The following is a 24343-nucleotide window of genomic DNA, read 5'->3' as shown; positions in this document are numbered from 1 at the left end:
AGTTAAGCGGCGCGTTTCCCGTTCCTGCCGAGCAATCCCGACACCACCAGGGCCAGCACCACCACGCAGGCCGTTGAGATGAAAACGGGAGCCAGCAAGTTCACCGGTGAGGACGACCTGGTGCTTACGCCGGCCCAGAACAGAGCAACGGCGAACACGACCCCCAGCACCCACCCTCGCAGCACCACCGCGCCGCACGCGGCGGGCATCGCCGTGACGGCCAGCACGGGCACTGCCATGCCCACCAGCACCACCAGTGTTCCCACCACCTGCACCGGCAAGGATTCGCCATGCCTCCACAACACCCAGAGCACAGGCCCGAACCACCCCGCCGCTGCCACGCTCGCCGCCACGACGAGGCTCGCCCGCCTCCGTGCACCGCCCGTGCACGTCAGCACCGCGGCCGCGACCGTCGCCACCGCCATGAGCCCGAACGGCACCAGCACCGCCGGGACCTCCTCGCTGAGCACCAGCGCCGGGACCAGGAGCGTCAACCACAGCGAGGACTGACCCGCGAACGCGTCCTGCCGCCACGCGTGGTGCCGCCGTCCCATCAGGTCCCACGCCGTCCAGAGCTGGTTGATCGCGAGAAAGCCGACCAGCAGCACCGCCACGACACCACCCACCGGCGGCATCAGGCCCAGCACACCGCGTGCCGAAAACGGTCCGCCTCCGCCGGCCGACAGGTCGCCGACCATCTCCCACAAGATCCAGGCGCACAGCGCCAGCACCACCACCAGCAGCCCCAACCCCGCCGCCAGCGCCACGGTGCCCAACGTGAACAGCTTCGGGTCGCGGTGGGTCGGCAGTGACGACGAGTGCAGGTGGAGGTCCCTCATCGACCCGGACTGCACGACGTTGCCGTGGACGTTCCCGCGCATTGTGTTGTGCGTTCGCGTTTCCTCGATCTCGGACATCGGCGCGCCCCCTCGCCATCGGTGGGACCGCACCCTAGGGACGCATCACCCGGGGAGGGGAGGGAAGGGCGACCGGGTCCCCCGGTTGCTTGACCTCCAGTTAGGTGGAGTTCGTAGCGTCGTCGGCATGTTCGCGATTCGGCAGTACGAGTTCGGCCCGGCTTCGCACCTGCTGTTCGAACAGGTGCCCGACCCGGAGCCCGCCGCGGGTCAGGTCCGCATCACCGTGGCCGCCGCCGGTGTCCACCTCGTCGACACCACCATCCGCAAGGGTGGCTTCGGTCCCGTCGACTTCCCGATGACGCCCGGCCGTGAGGTGGGCGGTGTCGTCACGGCGCTCGGCGACGACGTCTCCCCCGACTGGCTGGGCCGCCGCGTCGTCGCGCACCTGGGCCAGGCCAACGGCGGTTACGCCGAACTCGCGGTCGCGGGCGTCACCGCACTGCACCCGTTGGCCGACAACGTGTCGTTCGCGGCGGCGGTGGCCATGATCGGCACCGGTCGCACGGTCGTGGGAGTCCTGGGAGCCGCGAAGCTCACCGCCGACGACGTGGTTCTCGTGACCTCGGCGGCAGGAGGCATGGGCGCGCTGTTCGTGCAGGAAGCGCGCAACGTCGGCGCGCAGGTGATCGGTCTGGCCAGTGGTTCGAAGCTCGACCACGTGATGGACAACGGCGCCGACGCCGCCATCGACTACACCCGGCCGGACTGGGCGGACGGACTCAAGGACATGACCGTGGTGCTCGACGGCGTCGGCGGCGAGGTGGGCGAGGCCGCGCTGAAGACGCTCGGGGTGGGCGGCCGGCAGATCATCTACGGCTGGGCGTCCGGGGCGATGACCCCGATCAGCACGGCGGCGTTGTTCGCCAACAGCCTCACCGCGACCGTGGCGCTCGGGCCGGGGCTGATGCGGCGCGGGCTGCGGGTGCTCGAGGACGAGTCGATGGCGGGGCTCGCGAGCGGGCGGTTCGTGCCGCTGATCAACCCGGCGTTCGCGCTGAAGGACGCGGCGAAGGCGCACGAGGCGCTGGAATCCCGTGCCACGGTGGGGAAAGTGGTGCTGAAGCCCTAACCGGCCTCCACCTCGAAGCCGCGCCAGCGCTCCGCCATCTCGATCAGCTCGTCGACTACCGGCACCAGGTACTCGCGCACCTGCGGGTCGGGCGCGGCCAATGCCTCCGCACGGAGCTTCGTGCGGATCACCCGCACGATCTCCTCGGAGGCTTCGGCGCCGTAGGTCCTGCCGTAGTCCTCCACGAAGACGAGCCCACTAGAGAACGCCCTGAGGTCGGTCGCGACACCAGGAAAAGATGGACGGGGCCGTCCACAAGGGACGACCCCGTTTCTCTTACCCCTCGGTCACGCCTGTACGGGCACCTCGACGAACTTCTTGCCGGCGAAGTTCTCGACCACCACCGACTTGACGTCGGCCGGTGCCACGAGCGCGGAACCGTCCAGGTTCGTGCCCTCGGCGGCGCCCTTCTTGGACACCACCCAGGAACCCGCCTCCTGGCGGCTGCCGTCCTTCGAGACGACGAAGATCCGGCACTTCTCGCCCTCGGGGATACCGCTGATCGCCATGTTCGTCCGCACCCAGCCCGCGGCGGGGACGATCTTGACGACCATGGACGCCTTGGTCACGGGGTCGGTGAAGTTGGCGAGCTTGGTTCCCGACGGATCCGGTGCCACGGTCGGAGTGGGAGCGGCCACGTTCGCATCGGGCGAGGTGGCCTTTCCGACGAAGACACCGGCGCCGAGCACCAGCGCGGCCACGACGGCCGCCGCGGCACCGAGAGCGAACTGACGGCGACGAGCGACGCCGCCTCGTTCGCTGCGCACCTGACGCAGGGTGCGCTGCAACAACAGATCGCCGCCCTCCGGCGGCCCGTCCAGCATGGCCTCCGGCGGCACTTCGCCGAGGAAGGCCTCCATGTCGCGGAGCTCTTCCAGTTCACGCTTGCAGTCAGGGCAGGACGCCAGGTGCTGGTCCATGGCATGCACCTCCTGCTCGTCCAGTGCTCCTAGAACGTAAGCACCGAGCAGTTGCGGGTCGTGCTGCGTGGTCATCCGGCCACCCCCTTCAGTGCGACCTTCTGACCGCCAAAGGTCTCCCTCAAGGCTCGCAACGCGTAATACGATCTTGATTTCACGGTGCCCGGTGGTACCCCGAGCGCCTCTGCCGCCTCCGTCACACTGCGACCGCGGAAGTAGATCTCCATCAGCACGTCGCGGTGGTCCGAGGACAACCTGTCGAGCGCTTCCAGCACCACCACCGAGTCGACGACCTGATCAGCGTGGTCGCGCTCGATCGGTGGCGTCGCCGGAGACTCGGCCACCTCCTGCGGGCGCGCCGCCTTGGCCCGAACCCGGTCGGTGACGATGTTGCGCGCCACTGTCAAAAGCCAGCCGCGCACCGATCCCTTGCCGTTCACGAGGGCGTCGGGGTGGCGCCACGCTCGGACGAGGGTCTCCTGGACCACGTCCTCGGCAGCCGCCCGATCACCGGTCAACCGCGTCGCGTACGCCAGCAGTGCCCGACCGTGCTCCTCGTAGAGCGACCGGATCAGTGCCTCGTCGGCCGCGGTCTCCCGTTTGCGGGAGAACAAAGCCGCCATCCACCCACTCCTCCCCGCCCGCGGAGTACTCGTGCGGGCGCTCTTTTCCCAGACCTCAGCCCAGACACGAGCAGAGACGGGCTTCGGTTCAACGAAAGTGGACTAAAAGATCGTGCGGATGTTAGCGGGAGCGGTTGAGGTGCCCGACCAGCTCACTCATCAACGCCTCCGGCATCACGTTGATGAACATCGCGTGGTCGGTCGCCGGGTCGCGCAGCTCCTCGGGGAAGCTGTCGATCGCGAACGGGCGGCCGGCCGGAATGTCGTAACCAACGGTGACGTGCAGCCGCGGGATCGGGAACGTCCGCGGCGGGCACGCGCCGCCCACCAGCGGAAAGACCACGTGCGTGCGGTGTGACGCGCTGTCGGTGTTGTTGCCGTCCCAGCAACTGCCGAAGTCGTAGCTGCGCAACGTTGTCGCGCTGCCGCACAACGGATATTTCGTCGTGTACCGGCCAGGTTTGTCCGCGCAGCTCCACCGCGCCCGCGTTTTCTCGCCGTAGTTGTTGGTGAACGCCATCGGATCGCCGGTGATCAGGCGCAGGAACCGCGGCATCGGCAGCACGGAGCTCACCGGACTGCCCTCGTACCGGATTTCCACGCTCTTCGGCTTCAGCACCTCGCCGGTGTTGCCGTGCATCCCGCCACCGTCGGCGTGCACGTCGTGGCCCGTGCCGTCGGTCAGGCGCAGCACTGGCCAGTAGTACGTGGACAGGTCGTTCTTCTCGCACGTGCTGGGCGCGGCCGCGAGAGAGGCGTCCGTCGACATCGCGCCTGCCGACTTGTTGCCCACGTACTCGTGCGTGTGGTGCGCGCCGAACGGGATGCCCGGCGAGACCACCGGGTTGTCCGCGTTGAGGTGTCGCTCCTCGTTGGTGCCGCAACGGATGACCACGTTCGGCGTCTCCGGCTCGTTCAGCACCTGGTCGAGCTCGCTGACGTACTGGTCAGAGGCCGGTTTGCCGCTGGACGTGCCGCAGAGCAGGACCGCGGAGACCCCCATGACGAGGACCACGACCGCCGCGACTGCGAGGGTCGTCGGTTTGTTCGGGGCCACGGCTACAGCTTGCCAAGCGGCGTGGTGAGACCAAAGGGGGGTGTCTCAGTTCGGGCGTTCACAGACGATCCGGGCCGGTCTCCTGACACGGCCCGGATCTCCTGCTCTCTAACTGGCGGTCACCAGCGGCTGGTGATCGTGGTTCATCACGCTGACCCCGGCCACGTCGCCGGCCCGCACCATCGCGGACCCGGCCAGAGTCACTTCACCGTCGTGCGCCCTCCACGAGCCCGCGGTGAACTTCCTTCCGTCCTTCGTGTGCACGACGAGCCAGCAGGCTTCCCCGTCCTGCATGCCGTCGACCGTGGCGACCAGCCTCAGGCCGCCCTCGGTGTCGGTGACCTTCACGGCCAGATGCGCTCCCGCGGAGGAGGTCCCCTGCAGGGTCTCGCCGTCGGCGCCGATCTCGCCGACCCCCATGCCCTGACCCATCCAGACGCCCCCAGCGAGCACTCCGGCGACCACGAAGGTCGAGGTCAGAGCTGTTATGCGGCCGCGACGGAGCACGGCCTGGTGTCTCTCCTCGCGGACCGTGCCCAGCGCACGCCGGAGCAGGTGGTCCGCGTTCTGCGGAGGGCCGTCGAGTGCGGCCTCCGGTGGCAGTTCTTCCATCAGCATGTGTCGATCTCGTTCAACTCGTTGGTGCCCAGGGACGTTCGGTGCCTTGCGCTGGCGGACGCGGCAATGGACACGGTCACGCGGAACGATGCACTCATTTTCTCCTTCTCCAGTCCCGCGCTCTTGCGGTGACCGACACCTTCAAAACGAGCCGGCGAGGAACTTGGTTCAAACCAGATACATCGACGTTGCGCAGCCCACAGAAGACGGTTGACCTGGGCCTCCAGCAGCTCCTAAGGTCTCATATATGATGTATGACCGGGCGGAAGCGCCTCCTGCGTCGCGCACGGACTTTGTTCTGGAATCGATCAAAGAAGCGATTCTCAACGGAAAACTGAAGCCCGGTCAGGCGCTCGTGGAAACAGATCTCGCGGCCACGCTCAACGTCTCGAAGACGCCCGTGCGCGAGGCGCTCAAGACGCTCGCCGGCTCAGGGCTCGTCGTGATGAGCCCGTACAAGGGCGCCGCGGTCCGCACGGTCGACGCCGAGATGGCCGCCTCCGTCTACGACGTGCGCATGCTCGTGGAACCCGAGGCGTTGCGCCGCGCGATCCTGCTGGGCGCCTCGTTCGACGAGGCCGCGCTGGCGTTGGAGGACGTCTCGGACCTGGCCCGGCGCTCGCTCGCCAACCGCCGTTTCCACCGCGCGCTGTACGCCGGGTGCGGCAACCCGTTGATGATCCAGATCCTGGACGGCCTGCGCGACCAGGCCGCGCTGATCACCGTCGCCGGCTGGGGCATCTGCCCGACCTGGGACGACGAGGCCGCCGAGCACCGCGCGATCCTCGCCGCCGCCGTGCAGGGCAAGGGCGACCTCGCCTTCGAACTGCTCCGCCGCCACATCCGGACCTTCGCCGACCGAGTAGTTGAGGAGCTTCCCGATGGCGTTCGATGACCTCTCCGAACGGCTCGCGTCCGTCGTGGCGATCACCGTCACGCCGTTCGACGCCGACGGTGCGATCGACGAGAAGAACTACGCCGCGATCGTGGACCGGATGGTGGAGGGCGGCGTCTCGGTCGTCACGCCGAACGGCAACACCAGCGAGTTCTACACGCTGTCCGCTGCCGAGACCGAGCGCGCGCTGTCCATCACCGTGGACGCCGTCGGGGACCGTGCCTCGATCATCGCGGGCGTCGGACATGATCTCGGGTCGGCGGTGGCCGCCGCCCGGTTCGCCGACCGGGCCGGCGCGCAGGGAATCATGATCCACCAGCCCGTGCATCCGTACGTGTCGCTGGACGGGTGGGTCGACTACCACCGGGCGATCGCGTCCGCGGTGCCCGAGCTGAGCGTGATCCTGTACGTGCGCAACCCGCGGATCGGCGGCGCGCAGATCGCCGCTCTGGCGGACGCCTGCCCGAACGTCGTCGGGGTGAAGTACGCGGTGCCGGACCCGGTTCGGTTCGCCTCGGTGGCCCGAGATGCAGGCCTGGACCGGCTGACCTGGGTGGCCGGGCTGGCCGAGCTGTCCGCTCCCGGGTACTTCGCGGTGGGGGCGACCGGGTTCACGTCCGGGCTGGCGAACGTGGCGCCGCAGCTGTCGGTGCAGATGTTCCGGGCGCTGCAGGCCGGTGAGTTCGGTGCGGCGATGGAGTTCTGGGAGTTCATCCGCCGGTTCGAGGAGCTGCGGGCGTTGAACGAGTCCGCGAACAACGTCTCGGTGGTGAAGGAGGCGCTGGCGCAGCTGGGGTTGTGCCGCCGCGATGTCCGGCCGCCTGCTTCTGTGCTGTCGGAGGCTGATCGTTCCGCGGTGGGTGTGCTGCTGAACTCGTGGAGCCTGCTGTGACACCTCCCGACAAAGGCCTGCGCAGCGCGGAGTGGTTCGAGGGTGAGGGGTTGCGGGCGTTCTCGCACAACGCCCGGATGCGCCAGCTCGGCATGAACCCCGAGGAGCACCTCGGCAAGCCGGTCATCGCCATCCTGAACACGTGGAGCGGCATCAACCCGTGCCACATGCACTTGCGCGAGCGGGCCAAGCAGGTCGAGCGCGGTGTGTGGGAGGCCGGCGGATACCCGTTGGAGTTCCCCGTTTCCACGCTGTCGGAGACGTACCAGAAGCCGACGCCCATGCTCTACCGGAACATGCTGTCGATGGAGACCGAGGAGATCCTCCGGTCCTACCCGGTCGACGGCGCGGTGCTGATGGGCGGCTGCGACAAGACCACGCCCGCCTTGCTGATGGGCGCCGCTTCCGCCAATCTGCCCACGGTCTTCGTGCCCGCCGGGCCGATGCTGCGTGGCAACTGGCGGGGCGAGAAGCTCGCGTCCGGCACCGACATGTGGCGGTACTGGGACGAGAAGCGCGCGGGAACGATCTCCGGTGCGGACTGGACGGAGATCCAGTCCGGGCTGGCCCGCTCCCCCGGCACGTGCATGACGATGGGCACGGCGTCGACGATGACCGCCGCGGCCGAGGCGCTGGGGCTCACTTTGCCCGGGGCGTCGTCGATTCCGGCCGTGGACTCGGCGCACTACCGGATGGCGGCCGCGTCAGGCATGCGGGTCGTGGACATGGTGCGCGAGGGGCTGACGATCGGTGACGTGCTGTCTCTTGACGCCTACGAGGACGCGATCCGGACCGTGCTGGCGTTGGGTGGATCCACCAACTCCTACATCCATCTGATCGCGATGGCCGGGCGGTCGCAGATCTCGTTGTCGCTGGACGACTTCGACCGGTTGTCGCGCGAGGTGCCGGTGCTGGCTTCCGTTCAGCCCGCCGGGACCTATCTGATGGAGGACTTCTACTACGCCGGCGGGCTGCGCGGGTTGCTGTCGCGGTTGCGGGATTCGTTGCACCTCAAGCGGATCACGGTGACCGGGCGGACGTTCGGTGAAGATCTCGAGGGTGCCGAGGTCCACGACTCCTCGGTGATTCGTTCGATGGACGACCCCATTTCGGTGGAGGGCGGGTTGGCCGTCCTGCGCGGGAACCTCGCGCCGGACGGTGCGGTGATCAAGTACGTCGCCGCGGAACCCGCGTTGTGGAAGCACACCGGGCCCGCCGTGGTTTTCCACGGGTACAAGGATTTGCAGGCACGGATCAACTCGCCGGACCTGGAGGTCACGCGCGATTCGGTGATCGTGCTCGCCGGTGGTGGCCCCAAGGGCGGGCCCGGCATGCCGGAATACGGGATGCTGCCGATCCCGGACAAACTGCTGCGTGAGGGTGTCCGGGACATGGTGCGTGTCTCCGACGCGCGGATGTCCGGAACTTCTTATGGCGCCTGCGTTCTGCACGTGGCACCGGAAGCGCACGTCGGCGGGCCGCTGGCGTTGGTGCGGGACGGCGACCTCGTGACGCTGGACGTCGAGGCGCGGGTGTTGCGCGTGGAGATCTCCGACGAGGAGATGGAACGGCGTCGCGCCGCGTGGACCGTGCCGCCGCCGAAGTTCGAACGCGGTTACGGTGCCTTGTACTACGAGCACATCACGCAGGCCAACGAAGGCTGCGACTTCGAGTTCCTGTCACGGCCCGGCGCGAACCCCGAGCCCAACGCGCACTAGTTCTTGGACTCGACGTAGCCCGTGGTGAACTTGGCCTCCTGCCAGTCGTCGGTCCCGTGCAGCCGGCTGCGCAGGTACGCCGTGGTGAGCCGCTGCACGTCCGCGACCCGCTCGGGGCTCTCGTCCGTGGTCTCGGCGACGTCGTACCCGGAGACGCCGCCGAACCCGTGCTCCGCGCCGAACAGCACGAGCAGGTCCTTCGGGCCGGGTGCCAGGTGGTACGGGTCCATGTGCCACTCCGGCCCGTTGGTCGTGAGGTGTTCCGACGCGTCCTTGTCGCCGGCCACGACGAGCGCCGGGGTGGTCATGTCGCTGAAGTCCGGGGTCAGCATGAACGAGTAGCTTCCCTGGACGATCTCGGTGAGCCCGTCGCCGCGGCCCGTCGAGCCGAGCAGCACGCCGGCCTTGATCCGCTCGTCCTTGAGGCTGACGCCCTCGGTCGTCATGCCCAGCAGCAGGCTCGCGGTGTGCCCGCCCATCGAGTGACCGACGACCGCGATCTTCGTGCGGTAGAGGCGGTTCCGCAGCTGTGGCACGGCCTTCTCGATCTCGTCGAGCCGGTCGATGATCGCCGACATGTCCTCGGCGCGTTCCTTCCAGAACATCGGCGCGCCGGGAACGTCCGCGAGGTCCAGGGTCCGGCTGCTCAGGTGCGTCGGCTGCAGCACCACGAAGCCCTGCTCGGCCCAGTGGTTCGCGAGCGGCGCGTAGCCGTTCAGGGAGGAGAGGTGGTTCGAGTAGCCCTGCCCGTGGGACAGCAGGATGATCGGCAGCTCGGTGCCCTCGACCGGCGCGGAGACCTTCAACTGCAGGTCAACGGGCCTGCCGGGAACTTCGAGCACGACAGGGCTCACCGTGAAGACGGTCATGGGATTCCCTTCGAGTACGCTTGCGTCGTCTAAGTGGAGCGACGTTCCGGAACGATACGGAGCGCTGTTCCGTTTTGTCAACAGACCCGAGGGGAGCGCGCGTGCCACCACGCAAGCGGGCCGACGCCGTGCGCAACGAGCAGACGCTGCTCGCGGCGGCGGCCGAGGTGTTCGTCAGGTCCGGCGTCGACGCGCCGATCCGCGAGATCGCGGCCGAGGCGGGCGTCGGCATGGGCACGATCTACCGCCACTTCCCCACCCGCGCGGACCTGGTGGTGGCCGTCTACCGGCACCAGGTCGAGGCGTGCGCCTCGGCGGGGCCGACGTTGCTGTCCACTTCGAACTCACCGTTCGCGGCGCTGCGGGCGTGGGTCGACCTGTTCGTAGACTTCCTGGTGACCAAACACGGGCTCGCAAACGCTTTGCAGTCCGACAGCAGCGGGTTCGAGTCGCTGCACGCGTACTTCATCGACCGGCTGGGACCGGTGTGCGGCGAGCTGCTGGAGGCGGCGGCCGCGGCCGATGAGATCCGGGACGACGTGCGGCCGATCGAGCTGATGCGCGGGATCGGCAACCTGTGCATCGGGCGCGACGACGACCCGCGCTACAACCCGCGCCGGGTGATCGAGCTGCTGCTGAACGGGTTGACGGTCAGAAGATCTTGACGATGCGGTCGATCCCGTTCTCGTCCCGCACCACGAGTTCGTTGCCCTCACGCATCTGCGCTTCGACGAACTCGTAGAGTCGCACCGCGCGGTTCACGATGTCGACCTTCTTCATGCCGGTGCGCGCCTGGAGCTTGCCCAGCGCGGCGGCGGTGTCGGCGATCAACGCGACGTTGACGCGCTCGACGACGGCCGGCTTGCGACGGACCATGCGCAAAGCATGTCGCTGCCGACCCGATCCAGGCAGCGGAGAGGCATGCCGTCTTGGCATGTGCGCGACGCGATGGTTGGGCAGGAATGAACATCGCCGAGGTCTCCCGGTCGCCGCGCTCAAGGCGGGCGCAACAATCCGCATCCGGCTGAGGGAAGCACTTCCCATGACAACTGTTGAGACTTCGACCTGAACCGACTCGATGTCGCTGACCATCGCCACCGTTGGTGGCGTGGCCGGGCCGACGCTGGCGTTGGCAGCGATTCCCGAGGGAACGCCGGTGTGGGTGACGGGTGCCGTGGTCGGTGCACAGCTGGTGTTTCTGGCGTACGTGGTCACGACGATCGTCGTGCGCCGCCGGCGGACACGGTCCGCCTAGACGCTGAGGGGCACTCCACCCGGAGTGCCCCTCAAGGCATTTTCCTAGCCCATCAAGAACTTCGCGGCCACCGCCGCCCCGTCAGCCCGGACCTCTCCTGCCACCTCGGCCGCACGGGCCCGGGTCTCCGGAGCCAGTGCGATCTCGAGCGCGGCGGACAGGGACTCGAAGGTCGGCGTCGGGCCGTCGTGTGCCGCGCCGATGCCCAGCTCGGCCACCCGGCGCGCCCAGAACGGCTGATCCACGATCTGCGGCACCACCACCTGAGGCGCACCGCCGCGGGCCGCGGTCGTCGTGGTGCCACCGCCGCCGTGGTGCACGACGGCGGCGACCCGGCGGAACAGCTCCTGCTGGTTGACCTCGCCGACGACGAAGCAGTCGTCACCGGAGTCGATCTGGGCCAGGTCGGCCCAGCCGCGGGCCAGGAGCACGCGGCGGCCCTGGGCGCGGACCGCGTCGACGGCCACCTGGCCGATGTCCTTCGAGGTGTGCATGGGCATGCTGCCGAAGCCGACGTACACCGGTGCTTCGCCCGCTTCGAGGAACGCGACCAGGTCGGGTGCGAGCGGCCGGGTGTCGGGCAGGATCCACGCGCCGGTCTGGGTCACCTCCAGGTTCAGCAGTTCCTCCGACGGCCACAGCAACGGATCCGCCGCCAGCAACAGCTCGCCGGTGTAGACGTGGTCGCGGACGTTGTCCACCGGCGGCAGGCCGAGCGCCTCCCGGTGGGTGTTGAGCGCCGGGCGGTACATCGCGTCGACGTTCTCCGCGTCGATGGCCCACAGCACCCGGTTGTCCGTCTCGTCCGGCGGGAGGGGCTTGCCCGGCCGCCCGGAAGGCCTGCGGTGCGGCGACGGCAGGCTGATGGTGTGGAACATGGCCAGCACGTAGCGCAGGCCCAGGTGCTCGGCCACCGTCCGCGCGCCCGCCGGCATCAGGCCGGTCGCCACCAGCACGTCGCATCCCCCGGCCGCGCGGGCGACCGGGCCGAACCACTCGCCGACCAGTGCGGCCGCGACCGTCGGCGGGTCGGCACGCCCGCTCGTCACCAGCTCGCGCACCGCCTGTCCGAAGGGGACGAACGGCACGTTGTGCTCGGCCAGCCTGTTCTCGAACTCCTCGTCCGGTGGCACGCAGACCACCGCTTCCGCGCCCGCGGTGCGCAACGCCACCGCGAGTGCGATCAGCGGTTCGACATCTCCGCGCGAACCCCACCCTGCCAACAGAACACGCACTTCGCGACTCCCCAGTGTTCGCTGATTCCTGCTGAGGCCGCAGAGTGTGCGTCATGAACGGGGTCTTGCCGCAAGGCCCCCCGTGCGCTATATGTTGAAGTGGGAAGAGGCCCCGGACATCGCGTCCGGGGCCTCTTCCGTTCGTTCAGCTAGTTCAGCGCCACCTTCAACAGCTTGGTGTTGCTGTTGCCCGCGGTGGAGTCCTTGTCACCGTTGGACGTGGTGACCCACAGCGAACCGTCCGGGGCGGGTTCGGGCGTCCGCAGACGGCCGTAGGTGCCCTGGAAGTGCGACGTGGTGGTGCCGAGCGACGAGCCGGTGATCTGCATGCGGTACAGGCGTTCGCCGCGCAGGGCGGCGAGGAACAGCACGTCGTTCACGATCGCGAGGCCGGACGGGGACGCGGAGCCGACCGAGAAGGTCTTCTTCGGTGCCACGAAACCGCCGCACGAGCCGGACGTTCCCTCGCAGGAGGGCCAGCCGAAGTTGCCGCCCTTCTGCAGCAGGTTGACCTCGTCCATGTTCGAGTTGCCGAGCTCGGCCTGCCACATGCGGCCCTGTGAGTCCACGGCGAGGCCCTGGACGTTGCGGTGGCCGTATGTCCAGACGTAGCGCGCGTTGCCGCCCTCGCTGAAGAACGGGTTGTCCGACGGCGGGGTGCCGTCCGGGTTCAGGCGCAGGACCTTGCCGCCCAGGTTCTGCTTGTTCTGGGCGTTGTTGCCGTTCTGGCCGTCGCCGGTGCCCGCGTAGAGCTTGCCGTCGGCGCCGAAGCGCAGGCGGCCGCCGTTGTGGAACTTGTTGCGCGGGATGCCGGTCAGCAACGTCGTCCAGCCCGTGAGCGAGTTGCCCTCGATCTTCGCCCGCACGATCCGGTTGTCGCCGGAAGCCGTGTGGTAGACGTAGATCAGGCCGTCCGAGGCGAACGTCGGCGACAGCTCGATGCCGAGCAGGCCGCCCTCGCCGTTGGTGCCGGAGACGCCGGGAACCTTGCCCAGCGTCGTCTTGGCACCGGACGGGGTGATCCTGACGATGTCCTGCGCGTCGCGGCGCGAGTAGATGCCGTCGCCGTTGGGCAGGAACGCGAGGCCCCACGGCACGTCGTTGTCGGTCGCGATCTGCGTGACGGCACCGACCTGGTCGCCGCCGGACTTGGTGCGCGCGGCGAGCTCGTTCGACGCGGGCGAGGCGTTGCCGACGGCGTCGAAGGCCTTGACGGTGAACTTGTACTCGGTGTTCGCCTTCAGGCCGCCGATGGTCGCCGACGTCGAGGGCGAGTCACCGATCTTGCTGCCACCGCTGTAGACCTCGTAGCGAGTCACGCCGACGTTGTCGGTCGACGCGTCCCAGTTCAGCGTGATGCTGTTCGCGGTCTGCGAGGGCGAGCGCAGGTTCTTCGGCGCGGTCGGCGGGATCGGGTCGTCCTGCGCGGGCGGCGTCTTGAACTCCGCCGTGTTGGACGCCTGCGAGATGTTGCCGGCCGCGTCCTTCGCGTTGACGTAGAAGCCGTACGTGACGTTCGGCTTCAGACCCGTCATGACCGTGGAGGCCGGCGTCGCGGGCACGGACTTCACGAACTGGCCGAGGTTGTAGATCTCGTACGAGGTGACCGCGATGTTGTCCGTCGAGGGCGTCCACGTCAGCTTCGCGGAGTCGGACTTGACGTCGGAGGCGACCAGGTTCGTCGGCGCTGACGGCGGCTCACCGTCGACCGGGCCGCTGTTGCCGAAGACCTGGAACTCCTGCAGGGAGTAGCCGTACGAGGTGCCGGTGCGGCAGCGCGTGGTGCCGTAGACGCGGACATAACGGCCCCGCCCGGCAACCGTCAGGTCCTCGACACCTCCCTTGCCGTCGGACGTGGTGTAGACGGACGTCCAGCTCGAGTCGTTCTCAGAGGTCTCGACGCGGTACGCCTTGGCGCACGAGAGGTCCCACTGCAGCCGGACCCGGCTGATGTTCGCGGACGCGCCGAGATCGACGCGGATCCAGGCCGGATCGGTGTTCGACTTGCTGGCCCAGCGCGTGGCCGTGTTGCCGTCGACGGCGTTCTTGGGCGCGTAGTTCGCGCCGCCGGACGCCGACTCGGTCGTGGGCTTGCCTTGGGACAGCAGGACATCGGCTGCCACCGCCGCGGGTGCGGCGGAAACGAGCGAGGTCACCGCCACTGCGAGCGCAGTGGCCAGGATGCCGGTTCTAGCGACCGGCAACCGCCGTGAACGGGGTGCCACAGGAGCCTCCCACTTTCGTTGGGGATGGGTGGTGCGGCGGCATTGCGTTCGACCAGGCGGCGGGCCAGTCATCGGAGGGATGACTTCCAGCTGTTGACTCGCTGTGGAGTCCAGGTGTAGTCATTCGACCGTTACAGAAAAACCGTAAACGTTTTCGCGCGCCAGGTCCAGAGTCAGTTAGGGAGCCACGAGATGCGCTGGACAAGGAAGTTACAGCTCGTCATCCCCGCCCTGTTGGTCGTCACGGCGTGTGGTGCGCCGGAGACCCCGCAGGCGCAGAACGCACCCACGACAATCCCGGACAAGCCGTCGAAACCGGTCGAGCTCAACGTTCTCGACGTGGCCGGCAACCTGCAGCTCACCCAGGGCATGATCGACGAGTTCGTCAAGGCCAGCCCCGACTTCGTCAGCAAGGTCAACTACACCAAGGCGACCGCGCCGGACATGCCGGGCAAGCTCAAGGCCGAGCAGAACTCCGGCACCTCGCAGACCCACCTGGTTCTTACCGGAACCGACGGCCTGTCGTCGGTCATCGAGCAGAAACTCGTCTACGAACTGCTCCCCGGATATTCGGCGAAGCTGCCGGACCTCGAGAAGACCTACCTCCCGCCCGCGTGGGAGATGCAGAAGCTCGCGCAGGGCCAGGGCGTCGCCGTCACCTACTACCCCGCGGGCCCGCTGCTCGAGTACGACCCGGCGAAGGTCCCGACTCCTCCGACGTCTCCCGCCGAACTGCTGGAGTGGGCCAAGGCGCACCCCGGCAAGTTCCAGTACGCGCGGCCCGCGAACTCCGGTCCGGGCAGGACGTTCCTGATGGGACTGCCGTACCTGCTCGGCGACTCCGACCCGAAGGACCCGGAGAAGGGCTGGGACAAGACCTGGGCGTACCTGAAGGATCTGGGGCAGTACGTCGACAACTACCCCGGCGGCACGACCGACGTCATGAAGAACCTGGCGAACGGCACGTCGTGGATGGTCGCCTCGACCACGGGCTGGGACATCAACCCGCGCGTGCTCGGTTCGGTGCCGGAGGGCATGAAGATCTCGACGTTCAAGGGCTTCCACTGGGTGACCGACGCGCACTACGCGGTGGTGCCCAAGGGAGTGTCCTCCGACGTGCTGGCGGCGAACCTGGCGCTGATCAAGTTCATGCTGGAGCCCAAGCAGCAGGCCAAGGCCTACGACAAGGGCTACTTCTACCCCGGCCCCGCGGTCAAGGACGTGACGCTGCAGATGGCGCCGCAGGAGTCGCAGGACGCGATCGCGAAGTTCGGGCGCGGCGAGTACGACAAGCTGATCGCGGACAACCCCAAGGAGACCTCGCTGCCCGCGGCCCAGCAGGTGAAGGCGTTCCAGCGCTGGGACAGGGAGATCGGCAAGAAATGACGGGACAGCGGTTTGCCGAGCTGCATCTGGATCACGTGCAGCGGGCGTTCGGGGACACCGTTGCCCTCGAGGGCATGGACCTGACGATCAAGGGCGGCGAGTTCGTCGCCCTGCTCGGGCCGTCGGGCTGCGGCAAGTCGACCGCGCTCAACTGCCTGGCTGGTCTGCTGCCGCTCACCGGCGGGCGGATCACGCTGGACGGCAAGCGCATCGACGACCTGCCTCCGGAGAAGCGCGGGTTCGGGATGGTGTTCCAGAACTACGCGCTGTTCCCGCACATGTCGGTGCGACGCAACATCGCGTTCGGCCTGTCCATGCGCAAGACGCCCAAGGCCGAGCTGAACCGGCGGGTGGACGAGGCGGTGCGGCTCGTCCAGCTCGAGGAGCACCAGCACAAGTTCCCGGCCCAGCTCTCCGGTGGCCAGCAGCAACGTGTGGCCATCGCACGCGCCATCGTGCTGGAACCACCGCTGGTGCTGATGGACGAACCACTGTCCAACCTGGACGCGTCTCTGCGGCTGGAGATGCGCACCGAGATCCGCCGGCTGCACCAGTCGCTCGGCCTCACCACCGTCTACGTCACGCACGACCAGGAGGAGGCGCTGGCCCTCGCCGACCGTCTCGTGGTCCTGAGACTCGGCGAGGTGCAGCAGGTCGGGTCGCCGGAGGAGGTCTACGCGCATCCGGTGAACCGGTACGTGGCCGGATTCATGGGCTACCGCAACATGATCTCGGTGACCGTGGCCGACGAGGGTGACGAGCACGCGACCGTCCACACCGAAGCCGGCGTCAAGCTCGTCGGCGTCAAACGGGAAGCGCTCGGGCCGAAAGCCGTGGCGGCGGTGCGGCCAGAGGACTTCACGGTGGTGAGCGAAGCCGGGGACAACACGCTCGAAGCGGTGGTCGAGATCGTCGAGTACCACGGGCGTGAGCAGGCGGTGGAGGCACGGCTGCGCAACGGCGAGCGGCTGCACGTCCGCACCAACTCACGGCTGGCACCGGGCGACACCATCGCGCTGAAGGTGCCGGTCGAACGCGTCCTGGTGTTCGCATGACCGCCACCCAATCGCCGCGCGACGCGAGATCACTGGAGAAGCCCGCCCTCGAACAAGCGTCGCTCAAGCACCGGCTGGCGGAGAAGGGCGTCGACCGCGTCCTCTGGCTGCTGGTGCCGGGCGCGGTGTTCGTGGTGCTGCTGTTCGTCTACCCGTTCCTGTACGGGTTGCAGCTGTCGTTCCAGCCGAAGGGCGGCGGCGGCCCGTTCCAGAACTACATCACCTTCTTCTCCGACGAGTACCTGGCGGAGACCGTCTGGATCACGCTGCGGCTCGGGCTGCCGGCGGCGCTGTTCAACGTGCTGGCGTCCATCCCGATCGCGTTCCGGATGCGCGGCAGGTTCCGGGGCAAGAGGGCGCTCACCACGTTGCTGGTCATCCCGATCACGCTCGGCACCGTGCTGACGGCGGAAGGACTTCTCGCGTTCTTCGGGCCGACGGGGTGGTTCAACCGCATCCTGCTGGCACTGGGCGCGGACGAACCGGCGAAGCTCACCCACAACTACTGGGGCGTGCTGTTCAGCCTGATCATCACGGGCTTCCCGTTCGCGTTCCTGCTGACGCTGTCCTACCTGTCCGGCATCGATCCCACGCTCGAACAGGCGGCGGCGACGCTGGGAGCGTCGAAACGGCAGCGGTTCCGGACGATCACCATGCCGCTGCTCGCTCCTGGTCTGGCGGTCACGTTCTGTCTTTCGTTCGTGCTCGCGTTCTCGGTGTTCCCCTCGGCGGTCATGGTCGGCAACCCCGCCGGCGAGACGCACGTGATGTCGATCGCCGCGTATGAGACCGCGTTGCGGGACAACGACTTCGCGATGGGCTCGGCGATCGCGATGCTGATGGCACTGGTGATGCTGATCGTGATCGGCGTGGTGCTCATCTGGCGCACGACGCTCTACCGAGGCGCGACAGGAGGCAAAGGATGAAACTCACTGCTCGCCCTGTCGTGTGGCTGACCTGGGGCGCGTTGATCTTCTTCATGCTCAACCTGGTGGGCATCGTCGGGGCGGTCGTCACCAACTCGTTCGCCGAGTCGTGGTTCGGCACGTGGTTGCCCAACGGCTACACGGGCAAGTGGTACGGCGAGGCGTGGCGCGACTACCGGCTGCTGGACGTGCTGGTGGTGACGTTCCAGGTCGCGATCGCGGTCGTCGTCATCTCCGTCCTCATCGGAGTTCCTACCGCCTACGCGTTGGCGCGCCGCGACTTCCCCGGCAAGAAGCTGCTCAACGTGCTGTTCCTGCTGCCGATCCTGATGCCGCCGATGACGTACGGCATCCCGCTCGCGACGGTGCTGTACAAGTTCCAGCTGGCGGGCAGCATGTTCGGCGTGATCGCGGCGAACCTGGTGCCGGCCGTGCCGTTCGTGGTGCTGACGATGACGCCGTTCATCGAGCAGATCGACACGAAGATCGAGTCGGCGGCCCGGATGTGCGGGGCCAACACGTTCGCCATCTTCACCCGCGTGCTCGCGCCACTGCTCGTACCGGGCATCCTGGCGGCGTCGATCCTGGTGCTCGTGCGGACGGTGGGCATGTTCGAACTGACGTTCCTCACGGCGGGCCCGACCAGCCAGACGCTGGTGGTGTCGCTGTACGAGGCGATGTCGTCGGCGGGCATCAGACCACAACAGATGGTCGACTCGATGGCCGTGATCTACACCGGGTCGATGCTGCTTTTGCTGGTGATCGCGCTTAGGTTTGTGAACCCGACCCAGCTCGTCACCAGACTCAAAGAACCGTCCTGACGCCTGACCCGTCATGATTGTTTCAACCGGCAGTTGAGGGTGAGGTAACCAGTGGCAGTCACCATCCGCGACGTGGCTCGCAGGGCGCACGTATCGGTCGCCACCGTTTCGCGTGCGCTGACATCCCCCGAGCTGGTCCGCCCGGAGACCAGATCACGGGTGCTGGCTGCTGCCTCCGACCTCGGCTACCAGCCCAACAGGGCGGCTCGAGGGCTGATCACGGGCAAGACCGGCAACATCGGCATCGTCGTGCCCGACCTCGACAACCCGTTCTTCACGGGCGTGCTCAAGGCCGTGCAGGCGCGGGCGATGCAGGCCGACTACGCGGTGTTCGTGGCGGACAGCGACGAGGACCCGGTGGCCGAGGCGAAGCTCGTGCACGCGATGGCCAAGCAGGTCGACGGCGTCGTGCTGTGCGCGCCGGGCCTGGAGGACTCGCAGGTCTACGAGGTGGCGGGCGCGACGTCGCTGGTGCTGCTGAACCGGCGCCTGCCGGGCGTGCCCGCCGCGTTGATGGACTCGGCGGGTGGAATGCACGCGATCGTCGACCATCTCGTCGCTTTGGGACACCGGCGGATCGCCTACCTGAACGGGCCGCGCACGTCGTGGTCCAACCAGGAGCGTCGCCGCGGGCTCATGTCGGCCGTTGCCCAGCACGGCGTGGACCTGGTGGACCTCGGACCGTTCGCGCCGCGCTACGAAGGCGGTTTGCAGGCCGCTGATCTGGCCGTGGCGGCCGACACGACCGCGATCATCGCCTACAACGACATCATGGCGCTCGGCGTGCTGGCGCGGCTGAGGGACCGCGGCATCTCCGTGCCTGGTGACGTGTCGGTGACCGGGTTCGACGATCTGACGTACGCGGCGCTGTGCTCGCCGGCGTTGACAACGGTGGCGATGCCCGTGGCGCAGGCCGGCCGCACCGCCGTGAACCTGTTGCTCGACTGGCTGGACTCGGACAACACCGAGGTGCCGCAGATCGTGGCGGAGACGCAACTCATCGTGCGCGGGACGACCACGCCGCCCAGGCGGTGAAGGTGAAGGGCTGGAGATGAAGGCGGCCCCGGCAAGGGCGTCTGGGGGGAGTACGCCGTAAGCCGGGGCCGCGAAGCGGCTGGGCCCGAGGGGGGAGGGGGCCTGGCACCGCTTGGTGTTCCACTCTGCCCTGAGCGGAAGAAATCCGCCAGGGTGGATGTACCTGTTTTTGGATTTCTCGTACGTACGGGTTACTCGTAGAGGCCTTCGTACAACCCAGAGTGAAGGCGGTGCACCACGTTGCGCTTGACCTTCAACGTCGGGGTGAGCTCACCTTCCTCCTGGGACAGATCGCGGGTGAGCAGCACGAACTTCTTCACTTGGGAAACACTGGCGAAGTGCGAGTTCGCTTCGTCAACAACTTGCTGCACCAGCGTTCGCACTTCCGGGTGACCCACCAAAGATTCGATGTCAGACGGCAAGCCTTTGGCCGTCGCCCACGGCACGATCTCGTCGGCGTCGAGTGTGAGCAGGGCCACACAGTAGGGCTTGCGGTCGCCGAACAGGACGGCGTGCGAGATCCAGCGGGACTGACGCAGCACGTTCTCCACGTTCGCCGGCGCGATGTTCTTGCCACCGGCGGTGATGATGATGTCCTTCTTGCGCCCCGTGATCGTGACGAAACCGTCCGCGTCGATCTCGCCGAGGTCGCCGGTGTGCAGCCAGCCGTCCTGGATCGTGGCAGCCGTCGCCTCCTCGTTGCGCCAGTAGCCGGCGAAGACGTGCGGGCCGCGCATGAGCAGTTCGCCGTCCTCCCCCAGCGACATCTCCAGGCCCGCCACGCCGGACGCGCCGACCGAGCCGAGCTTGAAGCGGCCCAGCGTGTTGATCGTGCCGACCGCGGTGGACTCGGTCATGCCGTAGCCCTCCAGCACCGGCACACCGGCCGCGTGGAAGAACTGCAGCACCTCACGTGAGATCGGCGCGGCACCAGAAAGCGCCTGCACGAGCTGACCGCCGAACACCGCGCGCACGTTGGCGAACAGCGCGTCGACCTGTTCGAACGCCGCCGCCATCTCGGCAGGCACGGGCTCGCCGGCGGCACGCCTGCGTCGCACCTCCAAGCCCAGGGTGACGGCCTGCGCGAGCTGCTCCGGCGGCACGGCAGAGGTGACGAACGTGTAGATCTTCTCGAAGATCCGGGGCACGGAGGGCAGGAAGGTCGGCCGGACCTCGGCCAGCTCCGGCACGATCTTCGTCATGTCGCCGCCGAAGTAGGCCAGCGTCCCACCGCGGTACATGGTGCCGAACATGATGATCTGCGCGAAGACGTGCGCCAGCGGCAGGAACAGGTAGACGGTGCCGGTCATCGCGTCGATGCGGGCTTCTTCGGCGACCCGGCACAGCGCGACCCAGTTCGCGTTGGTGAGGATGCAGCCCTTGGGCGGGCCGGTGGTGCCCGAGGTGTAGATGATCAGGCTCGGGTCCTCCGGCTTGATCGCGCGGCGCCGGTCGTCCAACTGGTCGGCCAGCGGTGAGGTGCGGCCGGTGTCCTGCAGCTCGGCGATCCTGGGGCGGTCACCGGCGGGGTCGATCGTGAAAACTGTTCGCAGCTCTGGGAGTTCGGGGGCGACCACTTCGACCTTGACGCACTGGGCCTCGTTCTCGGCCACCACGATCGACGCGCCGGAGTCGCCGACCACCCAGGCGATCTCCTCCGACGTGCTGGACGGGTAGATCGGCACGACGATGCCGCCCGCCGCGAGCACGGCCAGTTCGATCGCCGTCCACTCAGGACGGGTGTTCGCGAGCACGCAGACCCGGTCGCCCGCCCGCAGTCCGGCGTGGACGAACCCGGACGCGAGGTCCAGCACCAGCTCGGAGACCTCGGCGTAGGTCTGCGTGCGCCACTCGCCGTCCTGCTTGAACCGCCACGCCACCGCGTCGCCGTACGCCTGCTCCGCGAGGAACGGCAGGTCGGCTATCCGGCGGACGGTCTGCACCGCGTTCGGGATGGTGACTCCAGCGGTCATGGCGGCTCCTGCACGTCGGGGGAACGGATCAGGCGGGCACGACCTGCACGCGGGTGCCGTTCAACACGGCCGTGCCCGAGAGCGGGTCGATGCGGAGGTCGTCGGTGAGGAGGTTGACGTTCACGCCGGCGTGCTCACTGGCGACGGTGAGTCGCGTGCCCGGCAGGTCGTGGCCCCAGCCGTGCGGCATCGACACGACGCCGGGCGCGATGTCGTCGGTGACCTCGACCTGGACCTCGATCTTGCCGACGCGCGAGGTGACCTGGGCGGTCGCGCCGTCGGCGAGGCCGATCCTGGCCGCGTCACCGGTGTTGACCAGCAGCGTGCACAACGGCTTGCCCTTCACCAGCGCGGGCACGTTGTGCATCCAGGAGTTGTTGGTGCGCAGGTGCCTGCGGCCGACGAGCACCATCTCGGTCTCGGGGTTCTCCAGCGCTTCGAGCACGCGCGGGAAGTCGTCCACGATCGGTTGCGGGGTCAGTTCGACGCGACCGGACTCCGTGCGCAGGATCTCCGGCAGGCGCGAGGTGAGCGGGCCGAGGTCGATGCCGTGCGGGTTGTCGAGCAACTGCCGCAACGACACCCCGTACGGGCCGGTGCGGAGTTTGAGGTCCAGCAACCGTTCCTCGCGCGTCTCGCCCTCGGGTTCGAAGTCGACGCCGGCCTTCTGCTTCAGGCCCGCCAGCTGCATCGCCGCGATGGCGTCGAGATCGGCCTCCGCGCCCAGGCCGCTGAAGATCGTGGCGAGCCGGAAGAAGATGTCCGTCTCGTCGACCCTGCCTTCCTCCAACGGGATCGCCGCCCGCGAGTACTTCGCGACGTTGCGCACGGAGTTGTTGAGGAACGCGATGTCGTAGTGGTCGCGGCGGGACGGCGGCGGCGTCGGCAGGATGACGTCCGCGTGCCGGGTGGTCTCGTTGAGGTACGGGTCGACGCTGACCATGAAGTCCAAACCGGACAGAGCCTCGTTCACGCGGGCCGAGTTCGGCAACGACAGCGCGGGGTTGCCGCCGATCGTGAACAGCGCCCGCACCTGGCCGTCGCCGGGCGTCTCGATCTCGTCGACCATCGTGACGGCCGGGTACTCCCCCATCACCTCGGGGTGCCCCTTGACCCGGCTGTGCCAACGGCCGATGCCGAAGCCCTTGCCGCGGCCGGTGCCGCGCTTGCTGTGCGCGGGCAACGGCCACATCACGCCGCCCGGCCGGTCGAGGTTGCCGGTGAGGATGTTGAGCGTGTCGACCGCCCACGACGCGACCGTGCCGAACTCCACGGTCGTCGTGCCGATACGGCCGTAGACAGCCGCGCGTTCCGCCTCGGCCAACTGCCGTGCGAGTGCTCGGATCACGTCGGCCTCAACGCCCGTGCGTTCCGCGACGGCCTCCGGGCTGAACGGCGTGACGTGCTGACGGATCGCTGTGTGGTCGGTGACGTGCTCGGCGAGGTCCTTGAGGTCGACCAGGTCCTGCGCGAACAGCTCGTGGATCAACGACAGCAGCAGGAACACGTCCGTGCCCGGCCGGATCACGACGTGCTGGTCGGCGGCCGCGGCCGTGCGGCTGCGGCGCGGATCGACGACGACGAACGCCCCGCCGCGCTTCTGCAGGTCCTTGAACCGGCCCGGCACGTCAGGGACGGTCCACAGGCTGCCGTTGGACGAGAACGGGTCCGCGCCCAGCACCAGCATGAAGTCGGTGCGGTCGATGTCGGGCACCGGGATCGAGAAGATGCTGCCGTACATGTGGCCGCACTGGACGTGCTTGGGCATCTGGTCGACGGTGCTGGCGGTGAAGACGTTGCGGCTGCCCAGCGCCTTGCGCAGCGGTCCGGCGTAGAGACCGCCGGCGAGCGAGTGGACGACCGGGTTGCCCAGGTACATCGCGACGGCGTTGCGGTCCGGGAAGTCCTTGAGCCGTTCGTCGATGTACCGGAAGGCCTCGTCCCAGGTCGCCTCCTGGAACTCGCCGTCGCGCTTGATCAGCGGCGTGGCGAGCCGGTCGGGATCGGCGTCGAGCGTGCCGAGCGAGGCGCCCTTGGGGCAGATGAAGCCCCTGCTGAACTCGTCCTCGCGGTCGCCGCGCACCTTCGTGATGCGATCGCCCTCGACCGTCAGCTCCAGCCCGCACGTCGCTTCGCACAGCGGGCAGGTCGTGAACACGGTCCTCATGGGTCCCCTCACACAGCTTGTTACTAACGGGTACTAGTTGTCGGCGGTCGGGCGCAATCGCCCAGCCGAGGTCAACCCGAACAGCTCACTGACAGCCCTCGCGATCATGTCGGGCCGTTCGAGGGTGTGCTCGAACCGGAATCCGATGACCGCGCGCGAGCCGCCGAGCAGACCGGTCAGCTTGACGGATTCGTCCTGGTCAGCGCCGTAGCAGACGATCCTGCCGAACGGCGCGAGGGCGTCCAGCGAGGCCTGGAGAGCGCCTCCTGGATCGAGCACCACGTCGACCTGTTTGCCCTCGTTCGCCTCGATCAGCCGTTCGGCCAGACCGTCTCGATCGGATTCGACGGCGACGTCGGCGCCGAGCTTCATCGCCCTGCGCCGGCGGGCCTGGCTGGAGTCGGTCGCGATGACCCGGCCGGCGGCGAAACTGCGGGCCAGCTGGACCGCGATCGCGCCGACCTCGCTCGCGGCGTCGTGTACGACGATCGACTCGTCCGGCCTGAGGTGCGCGCACGTGCGGAGGAGGTGCCACGCCGTTGTGCCTGCTCTGGCCAGTGTCAGCGCCTGGGCGTCGGTGACTCCCGCGGAGACCGGGAGGTGCAACCGGCCGGCGACCACCACCACGCGACGTCCGCCGTCCTCCACCCGGACCTCGTCGATCGCCTCGGCTGTGCGCATGTC

At 68.2% G+C, this 24343-nt stretch carries 24 protein-coding genes; 11 read left to right on the top strand and 13 right to left on the bottom strand.

The genetic code is table 11. The features are described 5' to 3' along the window. Window positions 1-2: 2 nt before the first annotated feature. A complete protein-coding gene (locus tag ACWGE0_RS24770; RefSeq protein ID WP_452263276.1) occupies window positions 3-917 on the bottom strand; it encodes a hypothetical protein in 915 nt (304 codons plus the stop codon). A 127-nt stretch (window positions 918-1044) separates the two neighbouring features. Here ACWGE0_RS24770 and ACWGE0_RS24765 point away from each other — a divergent pair, with 127 nt between their 5' ends. Continuing rightward, on the top strand, window positions 1045-1989 hold the full coding sequence (locus tag ACWGE0_RS24765; RefSeq protein ID WP_452263275.1) for a zinc-binding dehydrogenase: 945 nt from the start codon (window positions 1045-1047) through the stop codon (window positions 1987-1989). Here ACWGE0_RS24765 and ACWGE0_RS24760 read toward each other — a convergent pair. The 5 genes from ACWGE0_RS24760 to ACWGE0_RS24740 all read right to left on the bottom strand — a co-directional run bounded on the left by ACWGE0_RS24760 (window position 1986) and on the right by ACWGE0_RS24740 (window position 5207). Beyond that, window positions 1986-2174, bottom strand: coding sequence for a hypothetical protein (locus ACWGE0_RS24760; protein ID WP_452263274.1), 189 nt, complete (start codon window positions 2172-2174; stop codon window positions 1986-1988). The genes ACWGE0_RS24765 and ACWGE0_RS24760 overlap by 4 nt on opposite strands. A 102-nt stretch (window positions 2175-2276) precedes the next feature. Next, window positions 2277-2984 (bottom strand): anti-sigma factor family protein, encoded by a 708-nt coding sequence (locus ACWGE0_RS24755; protein ID WP_452263273.1) that lies wholly within the window; start codon window positions 2982-2984, stop codon window positions 2277-2279. Next, window positions 2981-3532, bottom strand: coding sequence for a sigma-70 family RNA polymerase sigma factor (locus ACWGE0_RS24750; protein WP_089953784.1), 552 nt, complete (start codon window positions 3530-3532; stop codon window positions 2981-2983). The genes ACWGE0_RS24755 and ACWGE0_RS24750 overlap by 4 nt, the downstream gene beginning before the upstream one ends. A 121-nt stretch (window positions 3533-3653) precedes the next feature. Further along, a complete protein-coding gene (locus ACWGE0_RS24745; RefSeq protein WP_452263272.1) occupies window positions 3654-4589 on the bottom strand; it encodes a DUF1996 domain-containing protein in 936 nt (311 codons plus the stop codon). Between the two features lie 108 nt (window positions 4590-4697). After that, window positions 4698-5207 carry a hypothetical protein gene (locus tag ACWGE0_RS24740; RefSeq protein WP_452263271.1) on the bottom strand — a complete coding sequence of 170 codons (510 nt, stop codon included), beginning with the start codon at window positions 5205-5207 and terminating at the stop codon, window positions 4698-4700. 247 nt (window positions 5208-5454) lie between these two features. Between ACWGE0_RS24740 and ACWGE0_RS24735 the strand changes: the two genes are divergently transcribed. Genes ACWGE0_RS24735 through araD form a run of 3 tightly spaced genes read left to right on the top strand, consistent with a single transcriptional unit; the run spans window position 5455 to window position 8712 of the window. Next, window positions 5455-6102: a GntR family transcriptional regulator gene (locus tag ACWGE0_RS24735; RefSeq protein WP_452263270.1), complete on the top strand. Its 648-nt coding sequence runs from the start codon at window positions 5455-5457 to the stop codon at window positions 6100-6102. Next, window positions 6089-6994, top strand: a complete 906-nt coding sequence (locus ACWGE0_RS24730; RefSeq protein WP_452263269.1) for a dihydrodipicolinate synthase family protein — start codon at window positions 6089-6091, stop codon at window positions 6992-6994. The genes ACWGE0_RS24735 and ACWGE0_RS24730 overlap by 14 nt, the downstream gene beginning before the upstream one ends. Beyond that, the gene (araD, locus tag ACWGE0_RS24725; protein WP_452263268.1) at window positions 6991-8712 is read left to right on the top strand and encodes an L-arabinonate dehydratase; all 1722 of its coding nucleotides are present in this window, start codon (window positions 6991-6993) and stop codon (window positions 8710-8712) included. The genes ACWGE0_RS24730 and araD overlap by 4 nt, the downstream gene beginning before the upstream one ends. Here the strand turns inward: araD and ACWGE0_RS24720 are convergent. Then, the gene (locus tag ACWGE0_RS24720; RefSeq protein ID WP_452263267.1) at window positions 8709-9581 is read right to left on the bottom strand and encodes an alpha/beta hydrolase family protein; all 873 of its coding nucleotides are present in this window, start codon (window positions 9579-9581) and stop codon (window positions 8709-8711) included. The two genes, araD and ACWGE0_RS24720, sit on opposite strands and share 4 nt — an antisense overlap. 101 nt (window positions 9582-9682) lie before the next feature. On the opposite strand from ACWGE0_RS24720, the gene ACWGE0_RS24715 reads away from it, so the two are divergent. Next, window positions 9683-10246 (top strand): TetR/AcrR family transcriptional regulator, encoded by a 564-nt coding sequence (locus ACWGE0_RS24715; RefSeq protein WP_452263266.1) that lies wholly within the window; start codon window positions 9683-9685, stop codon window positions 10244-10246. On the opposite strand, the gene ACWGE0_RS24710 is transcribed toward ACWGE0_RS24715, so the two are convergent. Then, complete coding sequence (locus tag ACWGE0_RS24710) at window positions 10233-10457, bottom strand: hypothetical protein (protein ID WP_452263265.1); 225 nt, start codon at window positions 10455-10457, stop codon at window positions 10233-10235. The genes ACWGE0_RS24715 and ACWGE0_RS24710 overlap by 14 nt on opposite strands. A gap of 202 nt (window positions 10458-10659) precedes the next feature. Here ACWGE0_RS24710 and ACWGE0_RS24705 point away from each other — a divergent pair, with 202 nt between their 5' ends. After that, window positions 10660-10836, top strand: coding sequence for a hypothetical protein (locus tag ACWGE0_RS24705; RefSeq protein ID WP_452263264.1), 177 nt, complete (start codon window positions 10660-10662; stop codon window positions 10834-10836). Window positions 10837-10880: 44 nt separating this feature from the next. On the opposite strand, the gene ACWGE0_RS24700 is transcribed toward ACWGE0_RS24705, so the two are convergent. Continuing rightward, window positions 10881-12071, bottom strand: a complete 1191-nt coding sequence (locus tag ACWGE0_RS24700; RefSeq protein WP_452263263.1) for a glycosyltransferase — start codon at window positions 12069-12071, stop codon at window positions 10881-10883. Window positions 12072-12220: 149 nt separating this feature from the next. Continuing rightward, the gene (locus tag ACWGE0_RS24695) at window positions 12221-14227 is read right to left on the bottom strand and encodes a PQQ-dependent sugar dehydrogenase (protein WP_452263262.1); all 2007 of its coding nucleotides are present in this window, start codon (window positions 14225-14227) and stop codon (window positions 12221-12223) included. A 261-nt stretch (window positions 14228-14488) separates the two neighbouring features. On the opposite strand from ACWGE0_RS24695, the gene ACWGE0_RS24690 reads away from it, so the two are divergent. Genes ACWGE0_RS24690 through ACWGE0_RS24670 form a run of 5 tightly spaced genes read left to right on the top strand, consistent with a single transcriptional unit; the run spans window position 14489 to window position 19519 of the window. Beyond that, window positions 14489-15682, top strand: a complete 1194-nt coding sequence (locus tag ACWGE0_RS24690) for an extracellular solute-binding protein (RefSeq protein ID WP_452263261.1) — start codon at window positions 14489-14491, stop codon at window positions 15680-15682. Next, window positions 15679-16737, top strand: a complete 1059-nt coding sequence (locus tag ACWGE0_RS24685; RefSeq protein WP_452263260.1) for an ABC transporter ATP-binding protein — start codon at window positions 15679-15681, stop codon at window positions 16735-16737. Before ACWGE0_RS24690 ends, ACWGE0_RS24685 begins: the two co-directional genes overlap by 4 nt. Then, window positions 16734-17663, top strand: a complete 930-nt coding sequence (locus ACWGE0_RS24680) for an ABC transporter permease (protein ID WP_452263259.1) — start codon at window positions 16734-16736, stop codon at window positions 17661-17663. Before ACWGE0_RS24685 ends, ACWGE0_RS24680 begins: the two co-directional genes overlap by 4 nt. After that, window positions 17660-18484: an ABC transporter permease gene (locus tag ACWGE0_RS24675; protein ID WP_452263258.1), complete on the top strand. Its 825-nt coding sequence runs from the start codon at window positions 17660-17662 to the stop codon at window positions 18482-18484. The genes ACWGE0_RS24680 and ACWGE0_RS24675 overlap by 4 nt, the downstream gene beginning before the upstream one ends. Before the next feature lie 51 nt (window positions 18485-18535). After that, window positions 18536-19519, top strand: a complete 984-nt coding sequence (locus ACWGE0_RS24670; protein ID WP_319969395.1) for a LacI family DNA-binding transcriptional regulator — start codon at window positions 18536-18538, stop codon at window positions 19517-19519. A 191-nt stretch (window positions 19520-19710) separates the two neighbouring features. Here the strand turns inward: ACWGE0_RS24670 and ACWGE0_RS24665 are convergent, their stop codons facing one another. The 3 genes from ACWGE0_RS24665 to ACWGE0_RS24655 are packed head-to-tail and all read right to left on the bottom strand — an operon-like array spanning window position 19711 to window position 24340. Next, window positions 19711-21492 (bottom strand): AMP-dependent synthetase/ligase, encoded by a 1782-nt coding sequence (locus tag ACWGE0_RS24665; RefSeq protein ID WP_452263257.1) that lies wholly within the window; start codon window positions 21490-21492, stop codon window positions 19711-19713. Window positions 21493-21520: 28 nt separating this feature from the next. After that, complete coding sequence (locus tag ACWGE0_RS24660; protein WP_452263256.1) at window positions 21521-23659, bottom strand: molybdopterin oxidoreductase family protein; 2139 nt, start codon at window positions 23657-23659, stop codon at window positions 21521-21523. Between the two features lie 33 nt (window positions 23660-23692). Continuing rightward, a complete protein-coding gene (locus ACWGE0_RS24655; RefSeq protein WP_452263255.1) occupies window positions 23693-24340 on the bottom strand; it encodes a quinone oxidoreductase family protein in 648 nt (215 codons plus the stop codon). Window positions 24341-24343 lie beyond the last annotated feature (3 nt).

Source organism: Lentzea sp. NPDC054927 (assembly GCF_053610285.1).
This window is presented reverse-complemented; position numbering and strand designations above follow the sequence as displayed.

Excerpts from the sequence above, each read along its gene's own strand:
- ACWGE0_RS24740 (WP_452263271.1), bottom strand. The coding sequence starts at position 5,207 with ATGCTGATGGAAGAACTGCCACCGGAGGCCGCACTCGACGGCCCTCCG.
- ACWGE0_RS24765 (WP_452263275.1), top strand. The coding sequence starts at position 1,045 with ATGTTCGCGATTCGGCAGTACGAGTTCGGCCCGGCTTCGCACCTGCTG.
- ACWGE0_RS24735 (WP_452263270.1), top strand. The coding sequence starts at position 5,455 with ATGATGTATGACCGGGCGGAAGCGCCTCCTGCGTCGCGCACGGACTTT.
- ACWGE0_RS24705 (WP_452263264.1), top strand. The coding sequence starts at position 10,660 with ATGTCGCTGACCATCGCCACCGTTGGTGGCGTGGCCGGGCCGACGCTG.
- ACWGE0_RS24680 (WP_452263259.1), top strand. The coding sequence starts at position 16,734 with ATGACCGCCACCCAATCGCCGCGCGACGCGAGATCACTGGAGAAGCCC.
- ACWGE0_RS24710 (WP_452263265.1), bottom strand. The coding sequence starts at position 10,457 with ATGGTCCGTCGCAAGCCGGCCGTCGTCGAGCGCGTCAACGTCGCGTTG.
- ACWGE0_RS24770 (WP_452263276.1), bottom strand. The coding sequence starts at position 917 with ATGTCCGAGATCGAGGAAACGCGAACGCACAACACAATGCGCGGGAAC.
- ACWGE0_RS24690 (WP_452263261.1), top strand. The coding sequence starts at position 14,489 with ATGCGCTGGACAAGGAAGTTACAGCTCGTCATCCCCGCCCTGTTGGTC.
- ACWGE0_RS24655 (WP_452263255.1), bottom strand. The coding sequence starts at position 24,340 with ATGCGCACAGCCGAGGCGATCGACGAGGTCCGGGTGGAGGACGGCGGA.
- ACWGE0_RS24665 (WP_452263257.1), bottom strand. The coding sequence starts at position 21,492 with ATGACCGCTGGAGTCACCATCCCGAACGCGGTGCAGACCGTCCGCCGG.
- ACWGE0_RS24685 (WP_452263260.1), top strand. The coding sequence starts at position 15,679 with ATGACGGGACAGCGGTTTGCCGAGCTGCATCTGGATCACGTGCAGCGG.
- ACWGE0_RS24750 (WP_089953784.1), bottom strand. The coding sequence starts at position 3,532 with ATGGCGGCTTTGTTCTCCCGCAAACGGGAGACCGCGGCCGACGAGGCA.
- ACWGE0_RS24755 (WP_452263273.1), bottom strand. The coding sequence starts at position 2,984 with ATGACCACGCAGCACGACCCGCAACTGCTCGGTGCTTACGTTCTAGGA.
- ACWGE0_RS24660 (WP_452263256.1), bottom strand. The coding sequence starts at position 23,659 with ATGAGGACCGTGTTCACGACCTGCCCGCTGTGCGAAGCGACGTGCGGG.
- ACWGE0_RS24675 (WP_452263258.1), top strand. The coding sequence starts at position 17,660 with ATGAAACTCACTGCTCGCCCTGTCGTGTGGCTGACCTGGGGCGCGTTG.
- ACWGE0_RS24720 (WP_452263267.1), bottom strand. The coding sequence starts at position 9,581 with ATGACCGTCTTCACGGTGAGCCCTGTCGTGCTCGAAGTTCCCGGCAGG.
- ACWGE0_RS24730 (WP_452263269.1), top strand. The coding sequence starts at position 6,089 with ATGGCGTTCGATGACCTCTCCGAACGGCTCGCGTCCGTCGTGGCGATC.